We start from the raw sequence: 22,341 nt of genomic DNA, 5'->3' as shown, positions 1-22,341 counted from the left end.
CGGGCTGACCTTGACGATCAGCCGATCATATATCGGTGATGAATGTTTATACACGCCGAGAATAGGCTAGGTAAATTTTCATGGCTGTTCTAGCATCGATTGCATGATCTAAACAACCTCCCCCAAGAAGGTATCTCGCTCATGGATTTCGCTTATTCGCCCAAGGTTCAGGAATTGCGTGAGCGCGTAACAGCGTTCATGGACACCTACGTTTATCCCGCCGAAGCCGTGTTCGAGCGCCAGGTCGCCGAGGGCGACCGTTGGCAGCCGACCGCGATCATGGAAGAACTCAAACTCAAGGCCAAGGCTGAAGGGCTGTGGAATTTGTTTCTGCCTGAGTCTGAACTCGGTGCCGGTCTGACCAACCTCGAGTACGCGCCGCTGGCGGAAATCATGGGCCGCTCATTGCTGGGGCCAGAGCCGTTCAACTGTTCGGCTCCGGATACCGGCAACATGGAAGTGCTGGTGCGTTACGCCAACGAAGAGCAGAAGCAACGCTGGCTCGAACCCTTGCTGCGCGGAGAGATCCGCTCGGCATTCGCCATGACCGAACCGGACGTGGCGTCCTCCGATGCCACCAACATGGCCGCCCGTGCGGTGCGCGATGGCGACGAGTGGGTGATCAACGGCAAGAAATGGTGGACCTCGGGTGCTTGCGACCCACGCTGCAAAATCCTGATTTTCATGGGGCTGAGCAATCCGGACGCGCCACGCCACGCCCAGCACTCGATGATTCTGGTGCCTGTCGATACCCCCGGCGTGAAGATTGTGCGCCCGCTGCCGGTATTCGGTTACGACGATGCGCCTCATGGTCACGCCGAAGTGCTGTTTGAAAACGTCCGGGTGCCGTACGAAAACGTCCTGCTGGGCGAAGGACGCGGTTTCGAAATCGCTCAAGGTCGCCTTGGCCCGGGCCGGATTCACCACTGCATGCGTTCGATCGGCATGGCCGAGCGTGCACTGGAACTGATGTGCAAGCGCTCGGTGAGCCGTACGGCATTCGGCAAGCCCCTGGCGCGCCTGGGCGGTAACGTCGACAAGATCGCCGATTCGCGGATGGAGATCGACATGGCACGCCTGCTGACACTGAAGGCGGCGTACATGATGGACACCGTTGGCAACAAAGTGGCCCGCAGCGAGATCGCTCAGATCAAGGTCGTCGCGCCGAACGTTGCATTGCGGGTGATCGACCGGGCGATCCAGATCCATGGCGGGGCAGGGGTTTCCAACGATTTCCCGCTGGCCTACATGTACGCGATGCAACGCACCCTGCGCCTGGCCGACGGCCCGGACGAAGTGCACCGTGCGGCGATCGGCAAATTCGAAATCGGCAAATATGTGCCGAAAGAGATGATGCGTAGCGGACAGTAATACCGCGTCATCGTTCTTCGCGAGCAAGCCCGCTCCCACAGGCTCAGTGTGATCCCTGTGGGAGCGGGCTTGCTCGCGAAGGCGTCATTCCATTCAATGCAGCAACATCAGATTCAATACACCCAAACCTCAACCCGCCGATTCTTGATCCTTCCCTCATCGGCGCTATTGGTCGCCACCGGCATCTGCGCTCCAAACCCGCGAATCTCGCGAAGCACCACACCGCTTTTAACCAACTCCCGCCGTACCGCCATGGCTCGCAGCTTCGACAACAGATCGGCGCGCGCCGGGTCGCTCTTGGCATCGCCAAAGCCCACCAGTGCTACCTGGCCATTGGTTTTGTCGTGCTGCTTTATATAGTCGAGCACCCGGGACAAGTCTTGTTGCGCCTTGTTGTCCAGCGTTGCGCTGCCTTCTTCGAAACGAAAGTTGACCGACAAACGCTGCGCATGCCGGCTGAGGGCCTGATAACCCTCGGGCATCAACGCATTGGGTGTCACGCTCATGGCCTGGACGGTCTGGGCGATGAAACCGTTGGCGGCGACAATCGCTTGCCCTTTACTGCTTTGGGCGAACGCCACCAGTGCATCGGCCCAAGGGTTCTTTGCGCTCGGCGGCAGATAGAAAAACAGTCGGCGGGACAGCGGATAGTCTTCCGTGGCAATCAGGTTGTTCAGTGGCGGCATGGCCTGTGATTGCCCATCGACAATCGCCACGGTTTTGGTCTGACGTACGTAGGGCAGGCCGATAAAACCAATGCCTTGTGGGTCTGCACTCACGGCGTCGGACAGTTGTTCACTGGATTCGAAGCGTTTCGCCGTGCTGCTGAGACTTTTCCCTCGATCACTCAGAACCAGTTCCTTGAAGGTGTCGTAGGTACCGGACTGATCATCCCGCGCATACAGATGAATCGGCCCGCCGCGGCCGCCGATGTCTTCCCAGGTTTTGACTTCGCCACTGAAAATGCGCGCCAGTTGCTCGGTGCCGAGTTGAGTCAGCGGATTGTCCGGGTGAAGGATGATCGCCAGGCCGTCGATGGCGATGACTTGTTCGGCACCCGGGCTTTTCAGATCGCCCAGGGATGCAAGGCTCACCCGTTCGCTGTCCTTGATCGGGCGTGATGAGGCGGCGAGGTCTGCATTGGCGGCTTTCAGGGCGGCAAAACCAGTGCTCGAACCATGGGCTGCGACTTCAACGACAACCCGGCTGCCCTGATCGGTTTCACCCACGATGCGCAGTTCGTTGGCGTTAGCCAGGGTTTCGCGGTGAATCCTGCGCAGGCCCTGTTCGCCCAGCAGGCCCTCGACCAGCGCCGGTCCCAGGGCCGCGCCGATGGTGTTGGAGCCCTGAATGCGCAGCACCGGGCCTTGTCCGGATGTCGGCAAATTGCCGGCAGCCGCCAGGTGTGGCAAGCCGAGGCATAGCATCAACAGGAACAACACGCGCAGCATCATGCCGGCACCTTATATAGCCAAAGGAGGTGTCGGGAGATTAAGTCAGTAAGGTTTCCGAAAAATGACAGTCAAAAGATCGCAGCCTGCGGCAGCTCCTAAAGGTCTAGGTAGGAGCTGCCGCAGGCTGCGATCTTTTGCTTTTCAGCTCAACTCAAGCCAGATCGGCGCATGGTCCGAAGGTTTTTCCATGCCGCGCAGTTCGTAGTCCACACCGGCGGCCTTCACCCGCGGCAGCAAGCCGTGGGAGGCGAGGATCAGGTCGATGCGCAGGCCTCGCTTGGGTTCGTCTTCGAAGCCACGGCTGCGGTAGTCGAACCAGCTGAAGGTGTCGGTCACGTCCGGGTTCAGGTGACGGAAACTGTCGACCAGGCCCCAGTTCTTCAGGCGCGCCATCCACTCGCGCTCTTCAGGCAGGAAGCTGCATTTGCCGGTCTTCAGCCAGCGCTTCATGTTGTCCGGGCCGATGCCGATGTCGCAGTCTTCCGGGGAAATGTTCACATCGCCCATCACCACCAGCGGCTGGTCGTTCTTGAACTGGCTTTCCAGCAATTGCTGCAAGTCGCCGTAGAAACGCTCCTTGGCCGGGAATTTGGTCGGGTGGTCGCGGCTTTCGCCCTGTGGGAAGTAGCCGTTCATGATGGTGACCGGTACACCGTTGGCGTCGGCGAAGGTGCCCCAGATGAAACGCCGCTGAGCATCTTCTTCGTCGGTGGCAAAACCTTTATGCAGGGCCAGCGGTTCCTGGCGCGAGAGCAGGGCGACGCCGTAATGGCCTTTTTGCCCGTGGAAATACACGTGGTAGCCCAGCGCCTGCACCTCGGCCAGCGGGAATTGCTCGTCGTGGACCTTGGTTTCCTGCAGGCCGATCACATCGGGCTGGTGCTTTTCGATCAGCGCCGCCAGCTGATGGGGACGGGCGCGCAGCCCGTTGATGTTGAAGGAGACGATCTTCATGGTCGGCAGTCCTGGCAAAAGGGCGATGCTAGCTGACATGTGGGAATCGGGCCAGTGTGGGGTGAGGGGATTGGGTTTTGCCTGTCAGTCTTGTGTGGGCAGTGATGGCCCTTTCGCGAGCAAGCCCGCTCCCACAGGTTATGCGCCGGCCTTTGCCTTTGTGGGAGCGGGCTTGCTCGCGAAGGCTATTTCATTGCCTACACTGATTGCGGATCTGTAAGGAACTGTGTCAGCGCCGATCAGCTCGTAACAACAGTAACAACAAGAGCGCAGCCATCCGAGCTGTGCCGGGGAGATCAACCGTCATGCCCGAAACCTCGACCGCCATCGCCGATATTCACATGCTCGACAGCGGCTACGCCCGTGAAGCCCGTTCGCTGCTGTACCAGGCTTATCGACACGAACCGACCTTCGGCTATCTGTTCGAAGCCGAACGCCCCGGATACGAACAGCGGGTGCGCGCCACGGTGCGTGAACTGGTGACCCAGCATTTTCTCCAGGACCTGCCGGCCATCGGTCTGCTGGTCAACGACCGCCTGATCGGCATCGCCCTGATCGCGCCGCCGCAACGTCGCCTTGGGGTCACCGAAAGTTGGGCGTGGCGCCTGCGCATGGTGCTCAGCACGGGATTTCGCTGCACCCGTCGCTACCTCGAATATCACGCTGCCGTGGAGGCCTGCGTGCCGAACGACTCGGTGCACGTCTTGCCGTTGCTGGGGGTTCACCCGCAGTTCCAGGGGCAGCATTTCGGCGAGCAACTGTTGCAAGCCGTGCACAACTGGTGCGCGGTGGATGAACACTCACAGGGCGTGATCCTCGACACCGGGAATCCTCGTTATCTGGAGTTCTATAAGCGTCAGGGCTATGAGGAAATCGGTGAAGTCGCCGTAGGGCCGGTTCGTGAGCACGTGTTTTTTCACCCCAATCCCCAGGTGTTACAAACAGCAACGGCTTAGACCACGAACTTTCCGGGCATGTCAGGCTCTATCACGCTTCCATGTTCATGAACCATGCTCGTGATAGCATCCGCGCCTATGAAGTTTCCAGGAAGATTTACCAGTGGCGTGCTCATGCTGTTATCCAGCTGCACGGCGCTGGCGCAAAGTGAATTGGATGTGCGGATCAAACCGTCCAACGATGAACTGAAGGCCAATATAGAGGGCTATATCGGCAGCCTCGGCGATCGTGACGAAGAAGCCTTGCAGCGCTTCAGTCGTGGCGCCGAGGAGCAGGCGCGCAAGGCCGCCCAGGCCTTGGGTTATTACCAGCCGCACATCGACAGTGAAGTGAAGGGCGGCGAAAAGCCGCGCCTGGTGTTGAAGGTCGACCCCGGCGAGCCGGTGCACCTGCGCAATGTCACGGTGCGAGTCGAAGGACCCGCAGCGTCCCTCAAATCCTTTCGAATCCCCAAAAGCGACGCGCTCAAGCCCGGTGCCGTGCTCAACCATGGGCATTACGAGGACGCCAAGCGCCTGATCCAGAACCAGGCTTCGCGGTATGGCTTTTTCAGCGGCCACTTCACCCGTTCGAAACTGTCGGTCGACCCGCGGGCCGGCGTTGCCGATATCGAACTGATCTATGAGAGCGGTCCGCGCTATACCTTGGGCAAGGTCAGTTTCGAGGGCGATACGCCGTTCGATGACGACCTGCTGCAACGCATGGTGCCATTCAAGGCCGGTACACCCTATGACTCGGAGCTGATTGCCGAACTCAATCAGAACCTGCAATCGAGTGGCTACTTCGAAGGCGTGCGCGTGGACGCGGCACCTGCGGCGTCAAAAGAGAATGCGATCCCGGTGGACGTCAAGCTCGAAACCCGCAAGCCACGGACCATGGGCCTGGGCCTGGGTTTCTCCACCGACGTCGGCCCACGGGCCAAGGCCAACTGGACCCGGCACTGGGTCAATGCGCAAGGGCACAGTTACGGCTGGGAGGCCGAAGTCTCGGCGCCTCGGCAGAACGTCGGGTTGTTCTACGACATTCCACTGGATCCGCCGCTGACGGACAAACTGCGTTTTGCCGGCGGCTATCAGAATGAAGACATCGCCGGCACCGACACCCATAGCAAACTCTTGACCCTCGGCCCCGAATGGCACAGCAAACTGCCCAGCGGCTGGCAACGGGTGGTATCGCTGAAGTGGCAGCGCGAGGATTACCAACTGGGCGATGACTCGGGACTCAGTACCTTGCTGATGCCCGGTGTGAGCTATTCGTACCTCAAAAGCGACAACCGCATCGACCCGCACAACGGCTATCGCCTGCAATTCGAATCCAAGGTGGCCAAGGAAGGTCTGGGTTCCGACAGCAACCTGCTCTACGGCACGGCGTTGGTCAAAGGCCTGACCACGGTGTTCGATAAACACCGCTTCCTCGGGCGGGTGCAGGTCGGCGGCAGTGCCACCAACGGCTTCAAATCGGTGCCGCCATCGCTGCGCTTCTTCGCCGGTGGCGATCAGAGCGTGCGCGGCTACGACTATCAGAGCCTGTCGCCGGAAAACTCCGACGGCGACCGTATCGGTGGCCGCTACATGGTGGCCGCCAGCGCGGAGTATCAGTATTCGGTCGCCGAAAAATGGCGAATCGCGACCTTTGTCGATCAGGGCAACGCCTTCAACACCCTCGAGCTGCCGAGCCTCAAGACCGGGGTCGGTATCGGCGTGCGCTGGGTCTCGCCGGTGGGGCCGCTCCGCCTCGACCTGGCCCATGCGCTGGACGACGATGGCGGCATTCGACTGCACTTTTCCATGGGGCCTGAGCTGTGAAGCGTGGTTTGAAAGTAACGCTGCTGGCAATAGCCGCACTGTTGATGCTGTTTGTCCTGACCCTGGCCACGGTGCTCGGCACGGCGACGGGCAGCCGCTGGGCCTTGGGCTTCGTACCGGGTTTGACCCTGGACAACTTCCAGGGGCGGCTGGGCGGGCAGTGGAGTGCCGACCGGTTGCTGTGGCAGCAGGACACCAGCCGGGTTGAACTGAACCAGGTGATTTTCGCCTGGTCGCCGTTGTGCCTGACCCGCATGACCTTGTGCATCGAGCAATTGCAGGCCGAGCAGGTCAGCCTGACGTTTCCGCCGGGTGGCGAAGAGCCGGACAGCGGCCCGATCACGCTCCCGGAGCTCAAGTTACCCTTGGCTATCGAACTGGGGGAAATCAAGGTCGGCAGCCTGTTGTTCAACGGCAGTGAAGAGCTCAAGGGTTTGCAACTGGCGGCGCACTGGACCGCGGCCGGTTTGAAGCTCGATTCGGTATCGTTACAGCGTGAGGACCTGACCCTGAACCTGTCCGGGCTGCTGCAACCCAGCGGCAACTGGCCGCTCGGCGCCGAAGGCAAACTGACCCTGTTGTCGACGCCTGAACCCTTGGTGCTGGCGTTGAAGGTCGACGGCGACCTGCTCAAGACCCTGAACCTGAAAGCTGACAGCAGCGGTTACCTCAACGGGCAACTGACCGGCGAGCTGCAACCCCTGGTGGACAATCTGCCGGCCAAGGTGCGGATCACCGCCGATGGTTTCAAACCCGCTGCCGATCTGCCGGACACCCTGCAACTCAATCAGCTTGAGCTAACCGGCGCTGGCGACTTGAAGAGCGGCTACGCGCTGCTCGGCAAAGCCACGTTGCCCGCCGAGCAAGGGCCGGTCGCCCTGGCGCTGCAAGGCAAGGTCGACGCCAACGGCGCGCAGATCGCCGCGTTGGACCTGACCGCCAACGACAAGCAAAGCCTCAAGCTCACAGGGCTTGTGGATTGGAGCAAAGGCCTGAGCGCCGAAGCGAAAATCGACTGGCTGGACTTCCCCTGGCACCGTCTCTATCCATTGATCGACGAGCCGGAGGTGGTGTTGCACCGCTTCACCGGTGAGGTGTCCTACACCGACGGCAAGTACCTCGGTCATTTTGAAGCCGCGGCGGATGGTCCGGCCGGCGCTTTCACCCTGGCCAGTCCGTTCGCCGGCGACCTGACGAAAATCTACCTGCAACAGATTCAACTCCAGGCCGGGCAGGGCAAGGCTGAAGGGCACCTGAACCTGCAGTTCGCCGACGGTATTGCCTGGGACACCGCGCTGGATCTGTCGGCGATCAACCCGGCGTACTGGGTCGCGGAGCTGCCGGGCACGCTGGCGGGGCCGTTGCGCAGCACGGGCGAACTGAAAAACGAAGTGCTCAGTCTCAATGCCGACCTGGACCTCAAGGGCAAACTGCGCGGCCAGCCGGCGGTGATCCAGGCCAAGGCCGATGGCCGTGGTGAGCAATGGAACCTCAACGCCCTGCAGGTTCGCCTGGGCGAGAACAGCATCAGCGGCAAGGGCAGCCTGCAACAGAAACTCGCCGGGCAGATCGATCTCAAGCTGCCGCGCCTGGCGCAGCTCTGGCCAGAGCTGCGCGGCCAACTCAATGGCCGCGTGGATGTCGCCGGCACGCTCAAGGCGCCCCAAGGCAAGCTTGACCTGCAAGGCTCGCAATTGGTTTTCCAGGACAATCGCCTGCAAAGCCTGAACCTGGACGCCACGCTGGACAGTGCGCAACGGGCGAAAGTCGATCTCAAGGGCAGCGGAATCCAGGCCGGCGACACCTCGCTGGGAACGCTGACCGCCAGCGGCCAGGGCGACATCAAGAACCAGAAGTTGAGCCTCGATCTGCAAGGGCCGAAGCTGAAACTGGCGCTGGGCCTGGACGGCGCGCTGGATAAAGGCAATTGGCGCGGACGCCTGGCCAGCGGTGATATCCAGGCCGGTGGCCAGGACTGGAAGCTGCAAGGGCCGGCGAAACTCGAACGCCTGGCGGACGGCAAAATCAACTTCGGTGCCCATTGCTGGGCATCCGGCCAGGCCAGCCTGTGCGGGGAAGACTCGCGCCTGATGCCCGAGCCGAAGCTGCGTTATCACCTCAAGCAGTTCCCGATCGACAGCCTCGCGCAGTGGTTGCCGAAGGATTTTGCCTGGCAGGGCCGGCTCAATGCCGACCTGCAACTGGACCTGCCGGCCAGTGGCCCCAACGGCCAGGTCAGTGTCGATGCCGGCGGCGGCACGTTGCGCATCAAGGAAAAGGACCAGTGGCTGGACTTCCCGTACCAGACCCTGAAACTCACCAGCAAACTCACGCCCAAACGTATCGACACCGACCTCAATTTCGTTGGCGGCAAACTCGGCGAACTGATGGTGCAGGCGCAGCTCAATCCGTTGCCGAAGAACAAACCGTTGAGCGGCTCGTTCCGCTTGAGCGGGCTGGACCTGTCGGTGGCGCGACCGTTCGTGCCGATGGTCGAGAAGCTGGCCGGGCGCCTGAATGGCAGCGGTACGATTTCCGGCGGGCTTTTGGCGCCGCAGGTCAATGGCAGCCTGCAACTCAGTGACGGCGTGGTGGCCGGGCCTGAATTGCCGATGGAGCTGCAAAACCTGCACGTTCAGGCGCTCATCGCCGGTGAAAGCGTGCAACTGAACGGTGGCTGGAACAGCGGCAAGGCCGGGCAGGGCAGCTTGAACGGCAACATTGCCTGGGGTCAGGCGCTGGTGGTGGATTTGGCACTCAAGGGCTCGCAGTTGCCGGTCACCGTCGAGCCTTACGCCAAGCTTGAAGTCGCACCGGACCTGAAGATTTCGATGAAGGGCGATGAGCTGGCCATCGCCGGTAAAGTGCTGGTGCCCAGGGGTGAAATCACCATTCGTGAATTGCCGCCGTCGACGGTCAAGGTCTCCGATGACACGGTGATCGTCGGTCAGCAGACCGAGGAGGGCAAGCCACCGCTGGCGATGAAGATGGACATCGAAGTGCTGGTCGGCGAGGACAAGCTGAGCTTTGCCGGGTTTGGCCTGACGGCGAATGTGCAGGGGCATGTGCACATCGGCGACAACATGGACACCCGTGGCGAGCTCTGGCTCAACGACGGGCGTTACCGCGCCTACGGCCAGCGGCTTTCGGTGCGCCGGGCACGTTTGCTGTTCGCCGGGCCCATCGATCAGCCGTACCTGGACATCGAAGCCATTCGCAAGACCGACGACATCATCGCCGGCATTCGTTTGAGTGGCAGCGCCGAACAACCGACCACGCAAATCTTTTCGGAACCGGCGATGAGCCAGGAGCAGGCCTTGTCCTATCTGGTGCTCGGGCGTCCACTGAGCAGCAATGGCGAAGACAACAACATGCTCGCCCAGGCGGCCCTCGGGTTGGGCTTGATGGGCAGTTCCGGTGTGACCAGCGGCATCGCCAAGAACCTGGGCATCCAGGACTTCCAGCTCGACACCCAGGGCAGCGGCAACACCACCAGCGTGGTGGCCAGCGGCAATATTTCCGAGAAGCTCAGCCTGCGCTATGGCGTCGGCGTGTTCGAACCGGCCAACACCATTGCCTTGCGCTACAAGCTGAGCAAAAAGGTCTACCTCGAAGCCGCCGGCGGCGTGGCCAGTTCACTGGACATCTTCTACAAGCGGGATTTCTAGGCCCGCCTGAATCAAAAGATCGCAGCCTGCGGCAGCTCCTACAGGGTTTTGTGTACACCTGTAGGTGCTGCCGAAGGCTGCGATCTTTTCGCTTTATCCGACACCATTTATCAACTAATTACCAAGCATGCTAACTATTGCGTTGACATTCGCTGCCTAGGCAGTAACATCTCGACATACATTCACTGCCTAGGCAGCTAACCGGTGGTCAGATGAAACATTTCTCTCCAGACGATTTCCACAATTGCCATCTTGGCCTGCTGCTCGGACGCGCCGCGCTGCTCAAGGACCGGATCATCGACACCCACATGGAACCCCACGGCATCACCGCCGCGCAGTTCAAGGTGTTGATCATCATGGCCCAGTACGGCGTCGATTCGCCGGGCGAGTTGTGCCGTCACCTGTCCCTGGACAGCGGCTCGATGACTCGCATGCTCGATCGTCTGGAACAGAAGGGCTTCCTCGCCCGCCAACGCTCCGAGGCGGATCGCCGTCAGGTGCAGCTGGTACTCACGGACGACGGCCAGAAGCTCGCCGGGCTGTTGCCGCACATCGGTGCCGAAGCCATGAATGAACTGGCCGGTGCCATCACTCCAGATGAGCTGAAAACCCTGGAGATGATTCTGAAGAAGATTTTGGTAGCAGCCGGTGACTCGATCACCCTGCTGCGAGTAGGTGACAAATGAGCAGTAAACCCTTGCGTGCCGGCCTGAGCCTGGTTTTGTTGGCCATGAGCCTGGCCGGTTGCGCCAGTTACAGCGGCCTGAAAACCGAAGGTGTCAGCCTCGACGCGAAAAACTTCAAGGCCGGGCAATCCCTCGGCGGCGTGACCCTGTCGCCGGCCGCCTGGCCGAAAAGCGACTGGTGGAAAAGCCTCGGCGACCCGCAACTCGACGGCCTGATCCGCGAGGCCCTGCGCGACAGCCCGGACATGCAGATCGCCGACGCCCGTGCCCACCAGGCCAGCGCCGCCGCCTACGCTGCCGACGCTGCGCGGATGCCGACCCTGGATGCCAGCGCCGGTATCAGCCGCTCGCGCCTGGCCCGGGACCAGGACCCGCTCGGGCAGGGCGACGCGTACGCCACCATTCGTAATATCAGCACCAGCTTCAACTACAACTTCGACCTGTGGGGCGGCCAGCGCGATGCCTGGGAAGCGGCCCTCGGCCAGGCCCGTGCCGCCGAAGTCGACCAGCAGGCCGCGCAACTGACATTGGCCGCCGACGTCGCCCGGGCCTACAGCGATCTCGGTCAGGCGCACATCGTGTATGACCTGTCCAGCGAAGACCTCAAGCGCACCCGGCAAATGCTCGAACTGAGCCAGCGGCGCCTGACGGCCGGGATCGACAGCCAGTACCAGTTCCAGCAGACCGAAAGCCTCGAAGCCACCTCCCAGGCCAATTTGATCGACGCTGAAAAGCGCCTGAACAGCGCGAAGATCGCTCTTGCGGTGCTGCTCGGCAAAGGTCCGGACCGCGGTAATGAAATTGCCCGGCCGAACATTCTTCAGCCGAGTGCGGTAGCGCTACCTTCGGTGTTGCCGGCCGAGCTGCTCGGGCGTCGCCCGGACCTGGTCGCCGCGCGCTGGCGGGTCGAGGCGGCGAGCAAAAGCATCGATGCCGGCAAGACCCGGTTCTACCCCAACCTGAACCTCAGCGCCGCTGCCGGTGCCGAGTCCTTGTTGGGCGATGCGATGTTTGGATCGGCCAGCCGCTTCTTCAGCATTGCTCCGACGATTTCTGTGCCGATTTTCGACGGTGGCCGCTTGCGCGCCGACCTCGATTCCCGCGACGCCGACTACGACCTCGCAGTGGCGCAGTACAACAAAAGCCTGGTGAAGGCGCTGGGGGATGTCAGTGACAGCATCAACCAGCTGCGCGATATCGGCCGGCAGATCGCTGCCCAGCAGCACGCCACCGACATCGCCCAGGAGTCCTACAACACCGTGGTCCAGCGTTACGGTTCCGGCATCGGCAACTACCTGGACGTGCTCAGCATCGAGCAGCAATTGCTCCAGGCCCAGCGTCAGCTGGCCAACCTGAATGCCGAGCAGATCGACCTGTCGATCCAACTGATGCAGGCGCTGGGCGGCGGTTTCCAGCCTGAGGCCATCGCCTCGGCCAATGCCACGCCAGCCACGCTGACCCACTAATTCAAGGTACTTGTCATGGCCACTGCCGATACAACTCAACCTCCGGAAAACACCCAAGGCAACCCCAACTCGGGCAAGCGCAAGTTCATGTTGTTGATCCTCGCTGTCGCCGTCGTGCTGAGTGGCGCGGGCGTCTGGGCTTATCACGAGTTCTACGGACGCTGGAGCGAAAGCACCGACGACGCCTATGTGAACGGCAATGTGGTGGAAATCACCCCGCTGGTCACGGGCACTGTGGTCAGCATCGGCGCCGACGATGGCGATCTGGTGCATGAAGGCCAGGTGCTGGTGAACTTCGACCCGAACGACGCCGAAATCGGGCTGCAAAACGCTCAGGCCAATCTGGCGCGAACCGTGCGTCAGGTGCGCGGCCTGTACAGCGATGTGGATGGCATGAAAGCCCAGGTCAACGCGCAGAAAGCCGAAGTGCAAAAGGCCCAGGACAACTTCAGCCGCCGCAAGAACCTCGCCGCCGGCGGGGCGATTTCCCAGGAAGAGCTGTCCCACGCCCGCGACGACCTGACCTCGGCGCAAAACGCCCTGGCCAATGCCGAACAAAAGCTCAAGACCACCAGCGCGCTGGTCGATGACACCGTGGTTTCTTCGCACCCCGATGTGATGGCCGCCGCCGCACAACTGCGTCAGGCCTACCTGAACAACTCACGCAGCGTCCTGATTGCACCGGTCACCGGTTACGTGGCCAAGCGCTCGGTGCAACTGGGCCAGCGCGTGCAACCGGGTACCGCGCTGATGGCGGTGATTCCGCTGGATCAACTGTGGATCGACGCCAACTTCAAGGAAACCCAATTGCGTGACATGCGCATTGGCCAACCGGTGGAGATCGAGACGGACCTGTACGGCAGCAGCGTCAAATACAGCGGCACCATCGACAGCCTCGGCGCCGGGACCGGCAGCGCCTTTGCCCTGCTGCCGGCGCAGAACGCCACCGGCAACTGGATCAAGATCGTGCAGCGCGTACCGGTGCGAGTCCACGTCAACGCCGAGGAACTGGCCAAACATCCGCTGCGGGTCGGCCTGTCGACCATGGTCGACGTGGACCTGCACGACCAGAGCGGACCGGTGTTGGCGCAACAACCGCCGCAGAAGGCTTCGTTCAGCACCAATGTCTACGATCGTCAGTTGGCCGAGGCCGACGCGATGATCACCCAGTTGATCCACGACAACAGCGCGGCGGTCAGCAAAACCGCGCAACGCTGATTCGCCACTACACCGCCCCTGTGGGAGCGGGCTTGCTCGCGAAGGCGGAGCGTCAGGCGACATCCATGTTGAATGTGCCGACCTCTTCGCGGGCAAGCCCGCTCCCACAGGGTTGGCTGCGTCCGTAACGGACGCAGCACCAATCAGGCTTCCAAGGATTCGCGATGAGCAATAACGCCTCTTTCACGCCCCCCAGCCTGCTGCTCAGCACCATCGGCCTGTCGCTGGCGACCTTCATGCAGGTGCTCGACACCACCATCGCCAACGTGGCGTTGCCGACGATTTCCGGCAACCTGGGCGTGAGTTCGGAGCAGGGCACCTGGGTCATCACCTCGTTTGCGGTGAGCAATGCCATCGCCTTGCCGCTGACCGGTTGGCTCAGTCGGCGTTTTGGTGAGGTGAAGCTGTTTGTCTGGGCTACGCTGCTGTTCGTGCTGGCCTCGTTCCTGTGCGGGATATCCACCTCGATGCCCGAGCTGGTGGGCTTCCGGGTGCTGCAAGGGGTGGTGGCGGGGCCGTTGTACCCGATGACCCAGACATTGCTGATCGCGGTCTATCCGCCGGCGAAACGGGGGCTGGCCCTGGCGTTGCTGGCGATGGTCACGGTGGTCGCGCCGATTGCCGGGCCGATCCTTGGCGGCTGGATCACCGACAGCTACAGCTGGCCGTGGATTTTCTTCATCAACGTGCCGATCGGCCTGTTCGCGGCATGGGTGGTCACCCAGCAGATGAAAAAGCGCCCGGTGGCCACCAGCCGCCAGCCAATGGATTACGTCGGTCTGATCGCGCTGATTATCGGTGTCGGCGCGCTGCAAATTGTGCTCGACAAGGGCAACGATGCCGACTGGTTCGAATCCAGCTTCATCGTGATCGGCAGTGTGATTTCAGTGGTAGCCCTGGCCTTCTTCATCATCTGGGAAATGACCGACGAACACCCGGTGGTCAACCTGCGCCTGTTCGCCCACCGCAACTTCCGCTACGGCACCATCGTGCTGATCCTGGGCTATGCCGGGTTCTTCGGGATCAACCTGATCCTGCCGCAGTGGCTGCAAACGCGACTGGGCTACACCGCGACCTGGGCCGGTTTTGCCGTGGCACCGCTGGGGATCCTGCCGGTGTTGCTGGCACCCTTTGTTGGCAAATATGCACCGAAATTCGACATGCGGTTACTGGCGGGCGGGGCGTTCCTGGCCATCGGCCTCAGTTGCTTCATGCGCGCCGGGTTCACCAATGAAGTGGACTTCCAGCACATCGCCATGGTGCAGCTGTTCATGGGGATCGGCGTGGCGTTGTTCTTCATGCCGACCCTGACCATCCTGCTTTCGGACCTGCCGCCGAGCCAGATTGCCGACGGCTCCGGGTTGGCGACGTTCCTGCGGACCCTGGGCGGTAGTTTCGCGGCGTCGCTGACCACCTGGATCTGGATTCGCCGTGCCGACCAGCACCATGCCTACCTGACCGAAAGCATCACCCCGTTCGACCCGGCGACCCGCGAAGCACTGAGCAACCTGGGCGGGGCGGGGGCCAAGGCCTACACGCAACTGGATCAGATGGTGATCAGCCAGGCGTACATCATGTCCACGGTGGATTACTTCACCTTGCTGGGCTGGATGTTCATGGGGCTGATCCTGATCGTGTGGCTGGCCAAGCCGCCGTTTACGGCCAAGGCCGGGCCTGCGGCCTCCGCCGGGCATTGATTAAAAGATCGCAGCCTTCGGCAGCTCCTACACAGGCATGTGTACGCCTGTAGGAGCTGCCGAAGGCTGCGATCTCTTGATCTTCAAGACGCTGCGAAGTCAAACGGCGCCAGCGCAAACCCTTGCTCATCCACCTGCAACGCCCACCCTTGGCGATCCCAATCCCCCAGCACAATGCGCCGGGCGGCCTGGTCGCCCAACTGCAGCTTGTGGATGGCCGGACGATGGGTATGCCCATGGATCAAGGTCTTCACCCCGTACTCCTGCATGATCCGCGGAATCTCTTCGGGCGTGACGTCGACGATGTCATTGGCCTTCATCCGCACCTGGGCACGGCTTTCATTGCGCAGTTTGCGCGCCAGCTTGTGCCGGGTGCGCAAGGGCAGGTTGCGCAGGATGAACAGGGTGATCGGGTTGCGCAGGTAGCGGCGCAGCTTCATATAGCCTTCGTCGCGGGTGCACAGGCTGTCACCGTGCATCAGCAGCACCGGCTCGCCGTTGAATTGCACGACACTCGGGTCCTTCAGCAGGGTGCAGCCGGCCTGCTTGCAGAAGGCCTTGCCGAGCATGAAATCGCGATTGCCGTGCATCAGGAAAATGGCCGTGCCGCTGTCGCTGAGGGCGCGCAGGGCCTGGCAGATGGAACGCTGGAAGGGCGTCATGGCGTCGTCGCCAATCCACACCTCGAAAAAGTCGCCCAGGATGTACAACGCACTCGCCGAGCGGGCGCGTCCGGCGAGCAAATCCAGAAACGCCCGGGTAATGTCCGGGCGCTCCTCTTCCAGATGTAAATCTGAAATCAGCAATATCACTCAATGATCTCGGCTTTCTCGATGATCACGTCGTCTGCCGGTACGTCCTGGTGACCGGCCTTGGAAGTGGTGGCCACGCCTTTGATCTTGTCGACAACGTCGGTGCCGGCGGTCACTTTACCGAATACCGCGTAGCCCCAGCCTTGAACGTTCTTGCCGCTGTGGTTGAGGAAGCTGTTGTCCGCCACGTTGATGAAGAACTGTGCGGAAGCCGAATGCGGCTCCATGGTGCGGGCCATGGCGATGGTGTACTTGTCGTTGGAAAGACCGTTGTCGGCTTCGTTCTGGATGCTTGGACGCTTGTCTTTCTTTTCTTTCATGCCTGGCTCGAAACCGCCGCCCTGGATCATGAAGTTACCGATGACACGGTGGAAAACGGTGTTTTCGTAGTGACCGGCTTTAACGTACTCGACGAAGTTGGCCACGGTGATCGGGGCTTTGTCGGCGTTCAGTTCGATGACGATGTCGCCGAAATTGGTAGTCAGTTTGACTTGGGTCATGATCGTTACTCACTAAGGGAATTCGTGGTTTTGGGACATTCCATCCCGTAACCGGTTCAGCCTGTCTCGGCCAAGGTGCGCAGTTTAGCGTGACAGGCACGAATTTCGAGGCAGTTTTTTCATTTGCGGCCCATTAAATGCGACGGTTTACAGAGTGCGCTCTGTCAGGTACTTGACGGCATCGGCTATGATAGCGGCTTTGTTTTGTCCGGCCTTCATTACGGCCACGCACTTGTACGTTCAAGGATCCTATGAGCAAGCCCACTGTCGACCCTACCTCGAATGCCAAGACCGGCCCAGCCGTGCCGGTCAACTTCCTGCGGCCGATCATCCAGGCAGACCTGGACTCGGGCAAGCACACGCAGATCGTCACCCGTTTCCCGCCTGAGCCCAACGGCTACCTGCACATCGGCCATGCCAAGTCGATCTGTGTGAACTTCGGCCTGGCCCAGGAGTTCGGCGGCGTCACGCACTTGCGTTTCGACGACACCAACCCGGCCAAGGAAGACCAGGAATACATCGACGCGATCGAAAGCGACGTCAAATGGCTGGGCTTCGAGTGGTCCGGTGAAGTGCGCTACGCCTCGCAGTATTTCGACCAGTTGCACGACTGGGCGGTGGAGCTGATCAAATCCGGCAATGCCTACGTCGATGACCTGACTCCGGAGCAAGCCAAGGAATACCGTGGCAGCCTGACCGAACCTGGCAAGAACAGCCCGTTCCGCGACCGCAGCGTCGAAGAGAACCTGGACCTGTTCGCCCGCATGAAGGCTGGCGAGTTCCCGGACGGCGCACGCGTGCTGCGGGCCAAGATCGACATGGCCTCGCCGAACATGAACCTGCGTGACCCGATCATGTATCGCATCCGTCACGCTCACCACCACCAGACCGGTGACAAGTGGTGCATCTACCCGAACTACGACTTCACCCACGGTCAGTCGGACGCCATCGAAGGCATCACCCACTCGATCTGCACCCTGGAGTTCGAAAGCCACCGTCCGCTGTACGAGTGGTTCCTCGAGCATCTGCCGGTACCGGCCAACCCGCGCCAGTACGAGTTCAGCCGCCTGAACCTGAACTACACCATCACCAGCAAGCGCAAGCTCAAGCAGTTGGTCGATGAAAAGCACGTCAACGGCTGGGACGACCCGCGCATGTCCACGCTGTCGGGTTTCCGCCGCCGTGGCTACACGCCGAAATCGATCCGCAACTTCTGCGAAATGATCGGCACCAACCGTTCCGACGGCGTGGTCGACTTCGGCATGCTCGAGTTCAGCATCCGTGACGACCTCGACCAGAGCGCCCCGCGTGCCATGTGCGTGCTGCGTCCGCTGAAAGTCGTGATCACCAACTACCCGGAAGGCCAGGTCGAAAACCTCGAACTGCCGCGTCATCCGAAGGAAGACATGGGCGTGCGAGCTTTGCCGTTCGCCCGTGAAATCTACATCGACCGTGAAGACTTCATGGAAGAGCCGCCGAAGGGCTACAAGCGCCTGGAACCGGCCGGTGAAGTGCGTCTGCGTGGCAGCTACGTGATCCGGGCCGACGAAGCGATCAAGGACGCCGATGGCAACATCGTCGAACTGCGCTGCTCGTACGATCCGGACACCCTGGGCAAGAACCCGGAAGGCCGCAAGGTCAAAGGCGTGATCCACTGGGTGCCGGCCGCGGCCAGCGTCGAGTGCGAAGTGCGTCTGTACGATCGTCTGTTCCGTTCTCCGAACCCGGAGAAGGCCGAAGACAGCGCCAGTTTCCTGGACAACATCAACCCTGATTCGCTGCAGGTACTCACCGGTTGTCGTGCTGAGCCTTCGCTGGGCAATGCACAGCCGGAAGACCGTTTCCAGTTCGAGCGCGAAGGTTACTTCGTTGCCGATTTGAAGGACTCGAAACCAGGTCAGCCGGTATTCAACCGTACCGTGACCCTGCGTGATTCGTGGGGCCAGTGATTCAGCGTCAAGGGAAATAACGTGCTTACGATCTACAACACGCTCACCAAGAGCAAAGAAGTCTTCAAGCCGCTCGATGGCAACAAGGTGCGCATGTACGTGTGCGGCATGACCGTGTACGACTACTGCCACCTGGGCCACGGCCGCAGCATGGTTGCGTTCGACCTGGTAACCCGCTGGTTGCGTTTCAGCGGCTACGACCTGACTTATGTGCGCAACATCACCGACATTGACGACAAGATCATCAACCGGGCCAACGAGAACGGCGAGTCGTTCGAAGCCTTGACCGAGCGCATGATCGCGGCGATGCACGAAGACGAAGCGCGCCTGAACATCAAGAAGCCGGACATGGAGCCGCGTGCCACCGATCACATCCCGGGCATGCACGCGATGATCCAGACCCTGATCGACAAGGGCTACGCCTATGCCCCGGGCAATGGTGACGTGTACTACCGCGTCGGCAAGTTCATGGGCTACGGCAAGCTGTCGCGCAAGAAGATCGAAGACCTGCGCATCGGCGCGCGCATCGAAGTCGACGAGTCCAAGCAGGATCCGCTGGACTTCGTGCTGTGGAAAGCCGCCAAGCCGGGCGAACCGAGCTGGGAATCGCCGTGGGGCGCCGGGCGTCCGGGCTGGCACATCGAATGCTCGGTGATGTCGACCTGCTGCCTGGGCGAGACCTTCGACATTCATGGCGGCGGCAGCGATCTCGAGTTCCCGCACCACGAAAACGAAATCGCCCAGAGCGAAGCGGCCACCGGCAAGACCTACGCCAACGCGTGGATGCATTGCGGCATGATCCGTATCAATGGCGAGAAGATGTCCAAGTCCTTGAACAACTTCTTCACCATCCGCGACGTGCTCGACAAGTACCACCCGGAAGTCGTGCGTTACCTGCTGGTGTCGAGCCACTACCGCAGCGCGATCAACTATTCGGAAGACAACCTCAAGGACGCCAAGGGCGCCCTGGAGCGTTTCTACCACGCGCTGAAAGGCCTGCCGAACGTGGCACCTGCCGGCGGCGAAGCCTTCGTCGAGCGTTTCACCCAGGTGATGAACGACGACTTCGGCACGCCGGAAGCCTGCGCGGTGCTGTTCGAGATGGTCCGCGAGATCAACCGTCTGCGCGAGAGCGATCTCAATGCAGCGGCCGGCCTGGCGGCGCGTCTGAAAGAACTGGCCAGCGTGCTGGGTGTGTTGCAGCTCGAAGCCGATGACTTCCTGCAGGCCGGTGCCGAAGGGCGCGTGGATGCAGCCGAAGTCGAGGCGCTGATTGCCGCTCGCCTGGCGGCACGTGCCGGCAAGGACTGGGCCGAATCCGACCGCATCCGCGACCAGCTCACCGCCATGGGCGTGGTGCTGGAAGACGGCAAGGGCGGCACGACCTGGCGTCTGGCTGACTGATTGCTGCTTGCGCTACAGACAAAACCCGCCTTGTGCGGGTTTTTGTTTTTTAGAATCAAAAGATCGCAGCCTGCGGCAGCTCCTACATATGGATTGCGTACACCTTGTAGGAGCTGCCGCAGGCTGCGATCTTTTGATCTTCGCTTTCGTCTGGCTGACTGATTGCTGCTTGAGTTACAGACAAAACCCGCCTTGTGCGGGTTTTTGTTTTTTAGAATCAAAAGATCGCAGCCTTCGGCAGCTCCTACATATGGATTGCGTACACCTTGTAGGAGCTGCCGAAGGCTGCGATCTTTTTCAACCGTCCAACTGCCGCAACCGCTTGTAAAGTGTATTGCGGCTAACCCCCAACAACCGCGCCAGATACGAAATATTCCCGCCGACCGCCTGCAACTGCCGATTCAGTGCTTCCACATCATTCAAGTCGATGCCCAGCGGCTCCGGCGTCTCCACGGGTTCCATCTCCAGGTCGACAAAAAAATCATCCGGCAAGTGCTCTGCCCGCACCGGTTGTTCCTCGGCCATGGCCAGGGCCACCTGGATCACGCTGCTGACCTGGCGCAAGTTGCCCGGCCACGGGTGGCGGCTGAATAACGTCATCACTTCCTGGCTCAAACCAGCCCATTGCGCCGGTTCGCGGTGCTGCTCCCACAGGCGTTTGAACAGTGCCTCCTTATCGCTGCGCTCACGCAGGGGCGGCAGTTCCAGGGTCAGGCCGCCGATGCGGTAGTACAAGTCTTCACGAAACCGCCCCAGTTGTACTTGTTCGCGCAGCGAGCGATTGGTCGCTGAAATGATGCGCAAGTCCACAGGGAACAATTCGCTGCTGCCCACTGGCTGCACGCAACGCTCCTGCAACACCCGCAACAGTCGCGCCTGAGTCGGCAGCGGCATGTCACCGATTTCGTCGAGAAACAGCGTGCCTTTGTCAGCCTTGCGGATCAGCCCGATGCTGCCTTTCTGGTTGGCCCCGGTGAACGCGCCTTTCTCATAGCCGAACAGCTCGGATTCTACCAGTTCGGCGGGGATCGCCGCACAGTTGACGGCGATGAGCGCTTGTTTGCTGCGCGAACTGGCCTGGTGCAGGGCTTTGACGAACACTTCCTTGCCGACCCCGGTTTCACCGTGGATCAGCAGTGGAATGTCTTTTTCCAGCAAGCGTTCGGCCTGGCGCACGGCTTTTTCCACGCGGCTGTCGCCGAAATGCAGGGTGTTGAGGCTGATGGCCGCGGGTGTAGCGACAACCGGCTCGGTGAACACTCGGGGTTGAATGGATGCCTGTTTCGGCCGCTTCAGCAGGCACTGGAAGCGGTTGCGTCCTGAGGTTTGCAAGGCGAAGGGCAGGCCTTCGGGCTGATTGAGCAGTTCCAGCAGCGAGACCTTGAACAGGCTCTCGACACTGACCCGCGACAGGCTGATGCCCAGCAGATTGTCGGCCCGGCGATTGGCCGACAGCACCTGGCCACTTTCATCGAAAATCAGCAAGCCGGCCCATTGGCTGTCGAGGTTGTTCAGCCCGGTATTGAACGTCAACTGGAAATGCTGGCCATGGAACAGGTTGAGGATCAGCCGGTTTTCCACGGTCTGGCTCATCATCTTGACCATGCCCAGGGTGTGCGATGGTGGCAGGTAGCTGTCGCTGGACACATCCAGCACCGCGATCACCTTGCGCTCGGCATCGAAAATCGGCGCGGCGGAACCGGTCATGAAGCGGTTGGCCTTGAGGAAATGCTCGTCGTGCTCGATGTGCACGGCTTGCTCACAGGCCAGGGCGGTACCAATGGCGTTGGTGCCGGTGCAACGTTCCATCCAGCTGGCGCCGGCGCTGAAGCCCCGGGCCAGCTTCGGCTCGATAAAGCGCTGGGTGCCCCAGGACGTAAGCACCTGGCCCTGATGGTCGGCGAGCATGATCAGGCAATTGGAATTGCTCAGGATGTTTTCGTAGTAGGGCAGCACTTCCTGATGGGTGGTTTGCACCAGTGAATGCTGGCTCTCCAGCAGTTGCGCGATGCCTGCGGCCGGCAATTGATCGAATGTCGGCGCGCTCTGATGACTGAGGCCGAACGCGCGGCAACGCGACCAGGAGTCCTGGATGATGGCGTCGTGGGACAGCGGCGATGCGGGTGCGGGCATGGCAGTCAGTCTCTGAATCAGCATTTTATTGTTGTTATGGGGTAGTGCACACCACGTCGGATCTCGCACGTGATGTTCTGAACATGCCGCGAACCTGTAGGAGTCCGGCTTGCCGGCGATAGCGTTTTTGAAGACGCCATCGCCGGCAAGCCGGGCTCCTACAGGTCTGCGTGAACAGTCCATAGAGTGTTGTTCACTATTGTTCACTGTCAATGGGTGAACTGTTCAATTGTTCATTTCAGATTGTTCATTTGTGTTCAGCAACGA

Annotated in this window: 15 protein-coding genes; 10 read left to right on the top strand and 5 right to left on the bottom strand. The window is 61.0% G+C overall.

The genetic code is table 11. The annotated features are described in order from the left end of the window. Positions 1-141 precede the first annotated feature (141 nt). On the top strand, positions 142-1,371 hold the full coding sequence (locus ACEN83_RS20410) for an acyl-CoA dehydrogenase (protein ID WP_095966522.1): 1,230 nt from the start codon (positions 142-144) through the stop codon (positions 1,369-1,371). 113 nt (positions 1,372-1,484) lie between these two features. On the opposite strand, the gene ACEN83_RS20405 is transcribed toward ACEN83_RS20410, so the two are convergent. Together ACEN83_RS20405 and xthA are read right to left on the bottom strand one after the other, a co-directional pair. Further along, positions 1,485-2,825, bottom strand: coding sequence for a substrate-binding domain-containing protein (locus tag ACEN83_RS20405; protein ID WP_495578234.1), 1,341 nt, complete (start codon positions 2,823-2,825; stop codon positions 1,485-1,487). A 141-nt stretch (positions 2,826-2,966) separates the two neighbouring features. Next, complete coding sequence (gene xthA / locus ACEN83_RS20400) at positions 2,967-3,779, bottom strand: exodeoxyribonuclease III (protein ID WP_007970500.1); 813 nt, start codon at positions 3,777-3,779, stop codon at positions 2,967-2,969. Positions 3,780-4,084: 305 nt separating this feature from the next. Between xthA and ACEN83_RS20395 the strand changes: the two genes are divergently transcribed. The 7 genes from ACEN83_RS20395 (at position 4,085) to ACEN83_RS20365 (ending at position 15,276) form a co-directional block, all read left to right on the top strand. Beyond that, positions 4,085-4,735 (top strand): GNAT family N-acetyltransferase, encoded by a 651-nt coding sequence (locus ACEN83_RS20395; RefSeq protein ID WP_095966520.1) that lies wholly within the window; start codon positions 4,085-4,087, stop codon positions 4,733-4,735. Positions 4,736-4,813: 78 nt separating this feature from the next. Beyond that, entirely contained in the window at positions 4,814-6,541 is a 1,728-nt protein-coding gene (locus ACEN83_RS20390) for an autotransporter assembly complex protein TamA (RefSeq protein ID WP_495578233.1), read from the top strand. Then, positions 6,538-10,209 (top strand): translocation/assembly module TamB domain-containing protein, encoded by a 3,672-nt coding sequence (locus tag ACEN83_RS20385; protein ID WP_495578232.1) that lies wholly within the window; start codon positions 6,538-6,540, stop codon positions 10,207-10,209. The genes ACEN83_RS20390 and ACEN83_RS20385 overlap by 4 nt, the downstream gene beginning before the upstream one ends. Positions 10,210-10,421: 212 nt before the next feature. Next, positions 10,422-10,895 carry a MarR family winged helix-turn-helix transcriptional regulator gene (locus ACEN83_RS20380; protein ID WP_007970494.1) on the top strand — a complete coding sequence of 158 codons (474 nt, stop codon included), beginning with the start codon at positions 10,422-10,424 and terminating at the stop codon, positions 10,893-10,895. Continuing rightward, complete coding sequence (locus tag ACEN83_RS20375) at positions 10,892-12,361, top strand: efflux transporter outer membrane subunit (protein ID WP_495578231.1); 1,470 nt, start codon at positions 10,892-10,894, stop codon at positions 12,359-12,361. The genes ACEN83_RS20380 and ACEN83_RS20375 overlap by 4 nt, the downstream gene beginning before the upstream one ends. A gap of 15 nt (positions 12,362-12,376) precedes the next feature. Further along, positions 12,377-13,579, top strand: coding sequence for an HlyD family secretion protein (locus ACEN83_RS20370; RefSeq protein WP_258681747.1), 1,203 nt, complete (start codon positions 12,377-12,379; stop codon positions 13,577-13,579). A 164-nt stretch (positions 13,580-13,743) separates the two neighbouring features. After that, on the top strand, positions 13,744-15,276 hold the full coding sequence (locus ACEN83_RS20365; RefSeq protein WP_495578230.1) for a DHA2 family efflux MFS transporter permease subunit: 1,533 nt from the start codon (positions 13,744-13,746) through the stop codon (positions 15,274-15,276). Positions 15,277-15,359: 83 nt separating this feature from the next. Here ACEN83_RS20365 and lpxH read toward each other — a convergent pair whose 3' ends face one another. Together lpxH and ACEN83_RS20355 are read right to left on the bottom strand one after the other, a co-directional pair. After that, positions 15,360-16,088, bottom strand: a complete 729-nt coding sequence (gene lpxH, locus ACEN83_RS20360) for a UDP-2,3-diacylglucosamine diphosphatase (protein WP_495578229.1) — start codon at positions 16,086-16,088, stop codon at positions 15,360-15,362. Beyond that, positions 16,085-16,588: a peptidylprolyl isomerase gene (locus ACEN83_RS20355; protein ID WP_007970485.1), complete on the bottom strand. Its 504-nt coding sequence runs from the start codon at positions 16,586-16,588 to the stop codon at positions 16,085-16,087. The genes lpxH and ACEN83_RS20355 overlap by 4 nt, the downstream gene beginning before the upstream one ends. Before the next feature lie 251 nt (positions 16,589-16,839). On the opposite strand from ACEN83_RS20355, the gene ACEN83_RS20350 reads away from it, so the two are divergent. Both ACEN83_RS20350 and cysS read left to right on the top strand, forming a co-directional pair. Beyond that, entirely contained in the window at positions 16,840-18,537 is a 1,698-nt protein-coding gene (locus ACEN83_RS20350; RefSeq protein WP_007970483.1) for a glutamine--tRNA ligase/YqeY domain fusion protein, read from the top strand. Between the two features lie 21 nt (positions 18,538-18,558). Then, a complete protein-coding gene (cysS, locus tag ACEN83_RS20345) occupies positions 18,559-19,941 on the top strand; it encodes a cysteine--tRNA ligase (protein WP_007970481.1) in 1,383 nt (460 codons plus the stop codon). A 297-nt stretch (positions 19,942-20,238) separates the two neighbouring features. Here cysS and ACEN83_RS20340 read toward each other — a convergent pair whose 3' ends face one another. Further along, entirely contained in the window at positions 20,239-22,074 is a 1,836-nt protein-coding gene (locus tag ACEN83_RS20340; protein WP_495578228.1) for a sigma-54-dependent Fis family transcriptional regulator, read from the bottom strand. Positions 22,075-22,341 lie beyond the last annotated feature (267 nt).

It is taken from the genome of Pseudomonas sp. Pseusp49 (assembly GCF_059491875.1).
Note: the sequence above shows the minus strand (reverse complement) of the source record. Positions and strands in the feature narration are given on the sequence as shown.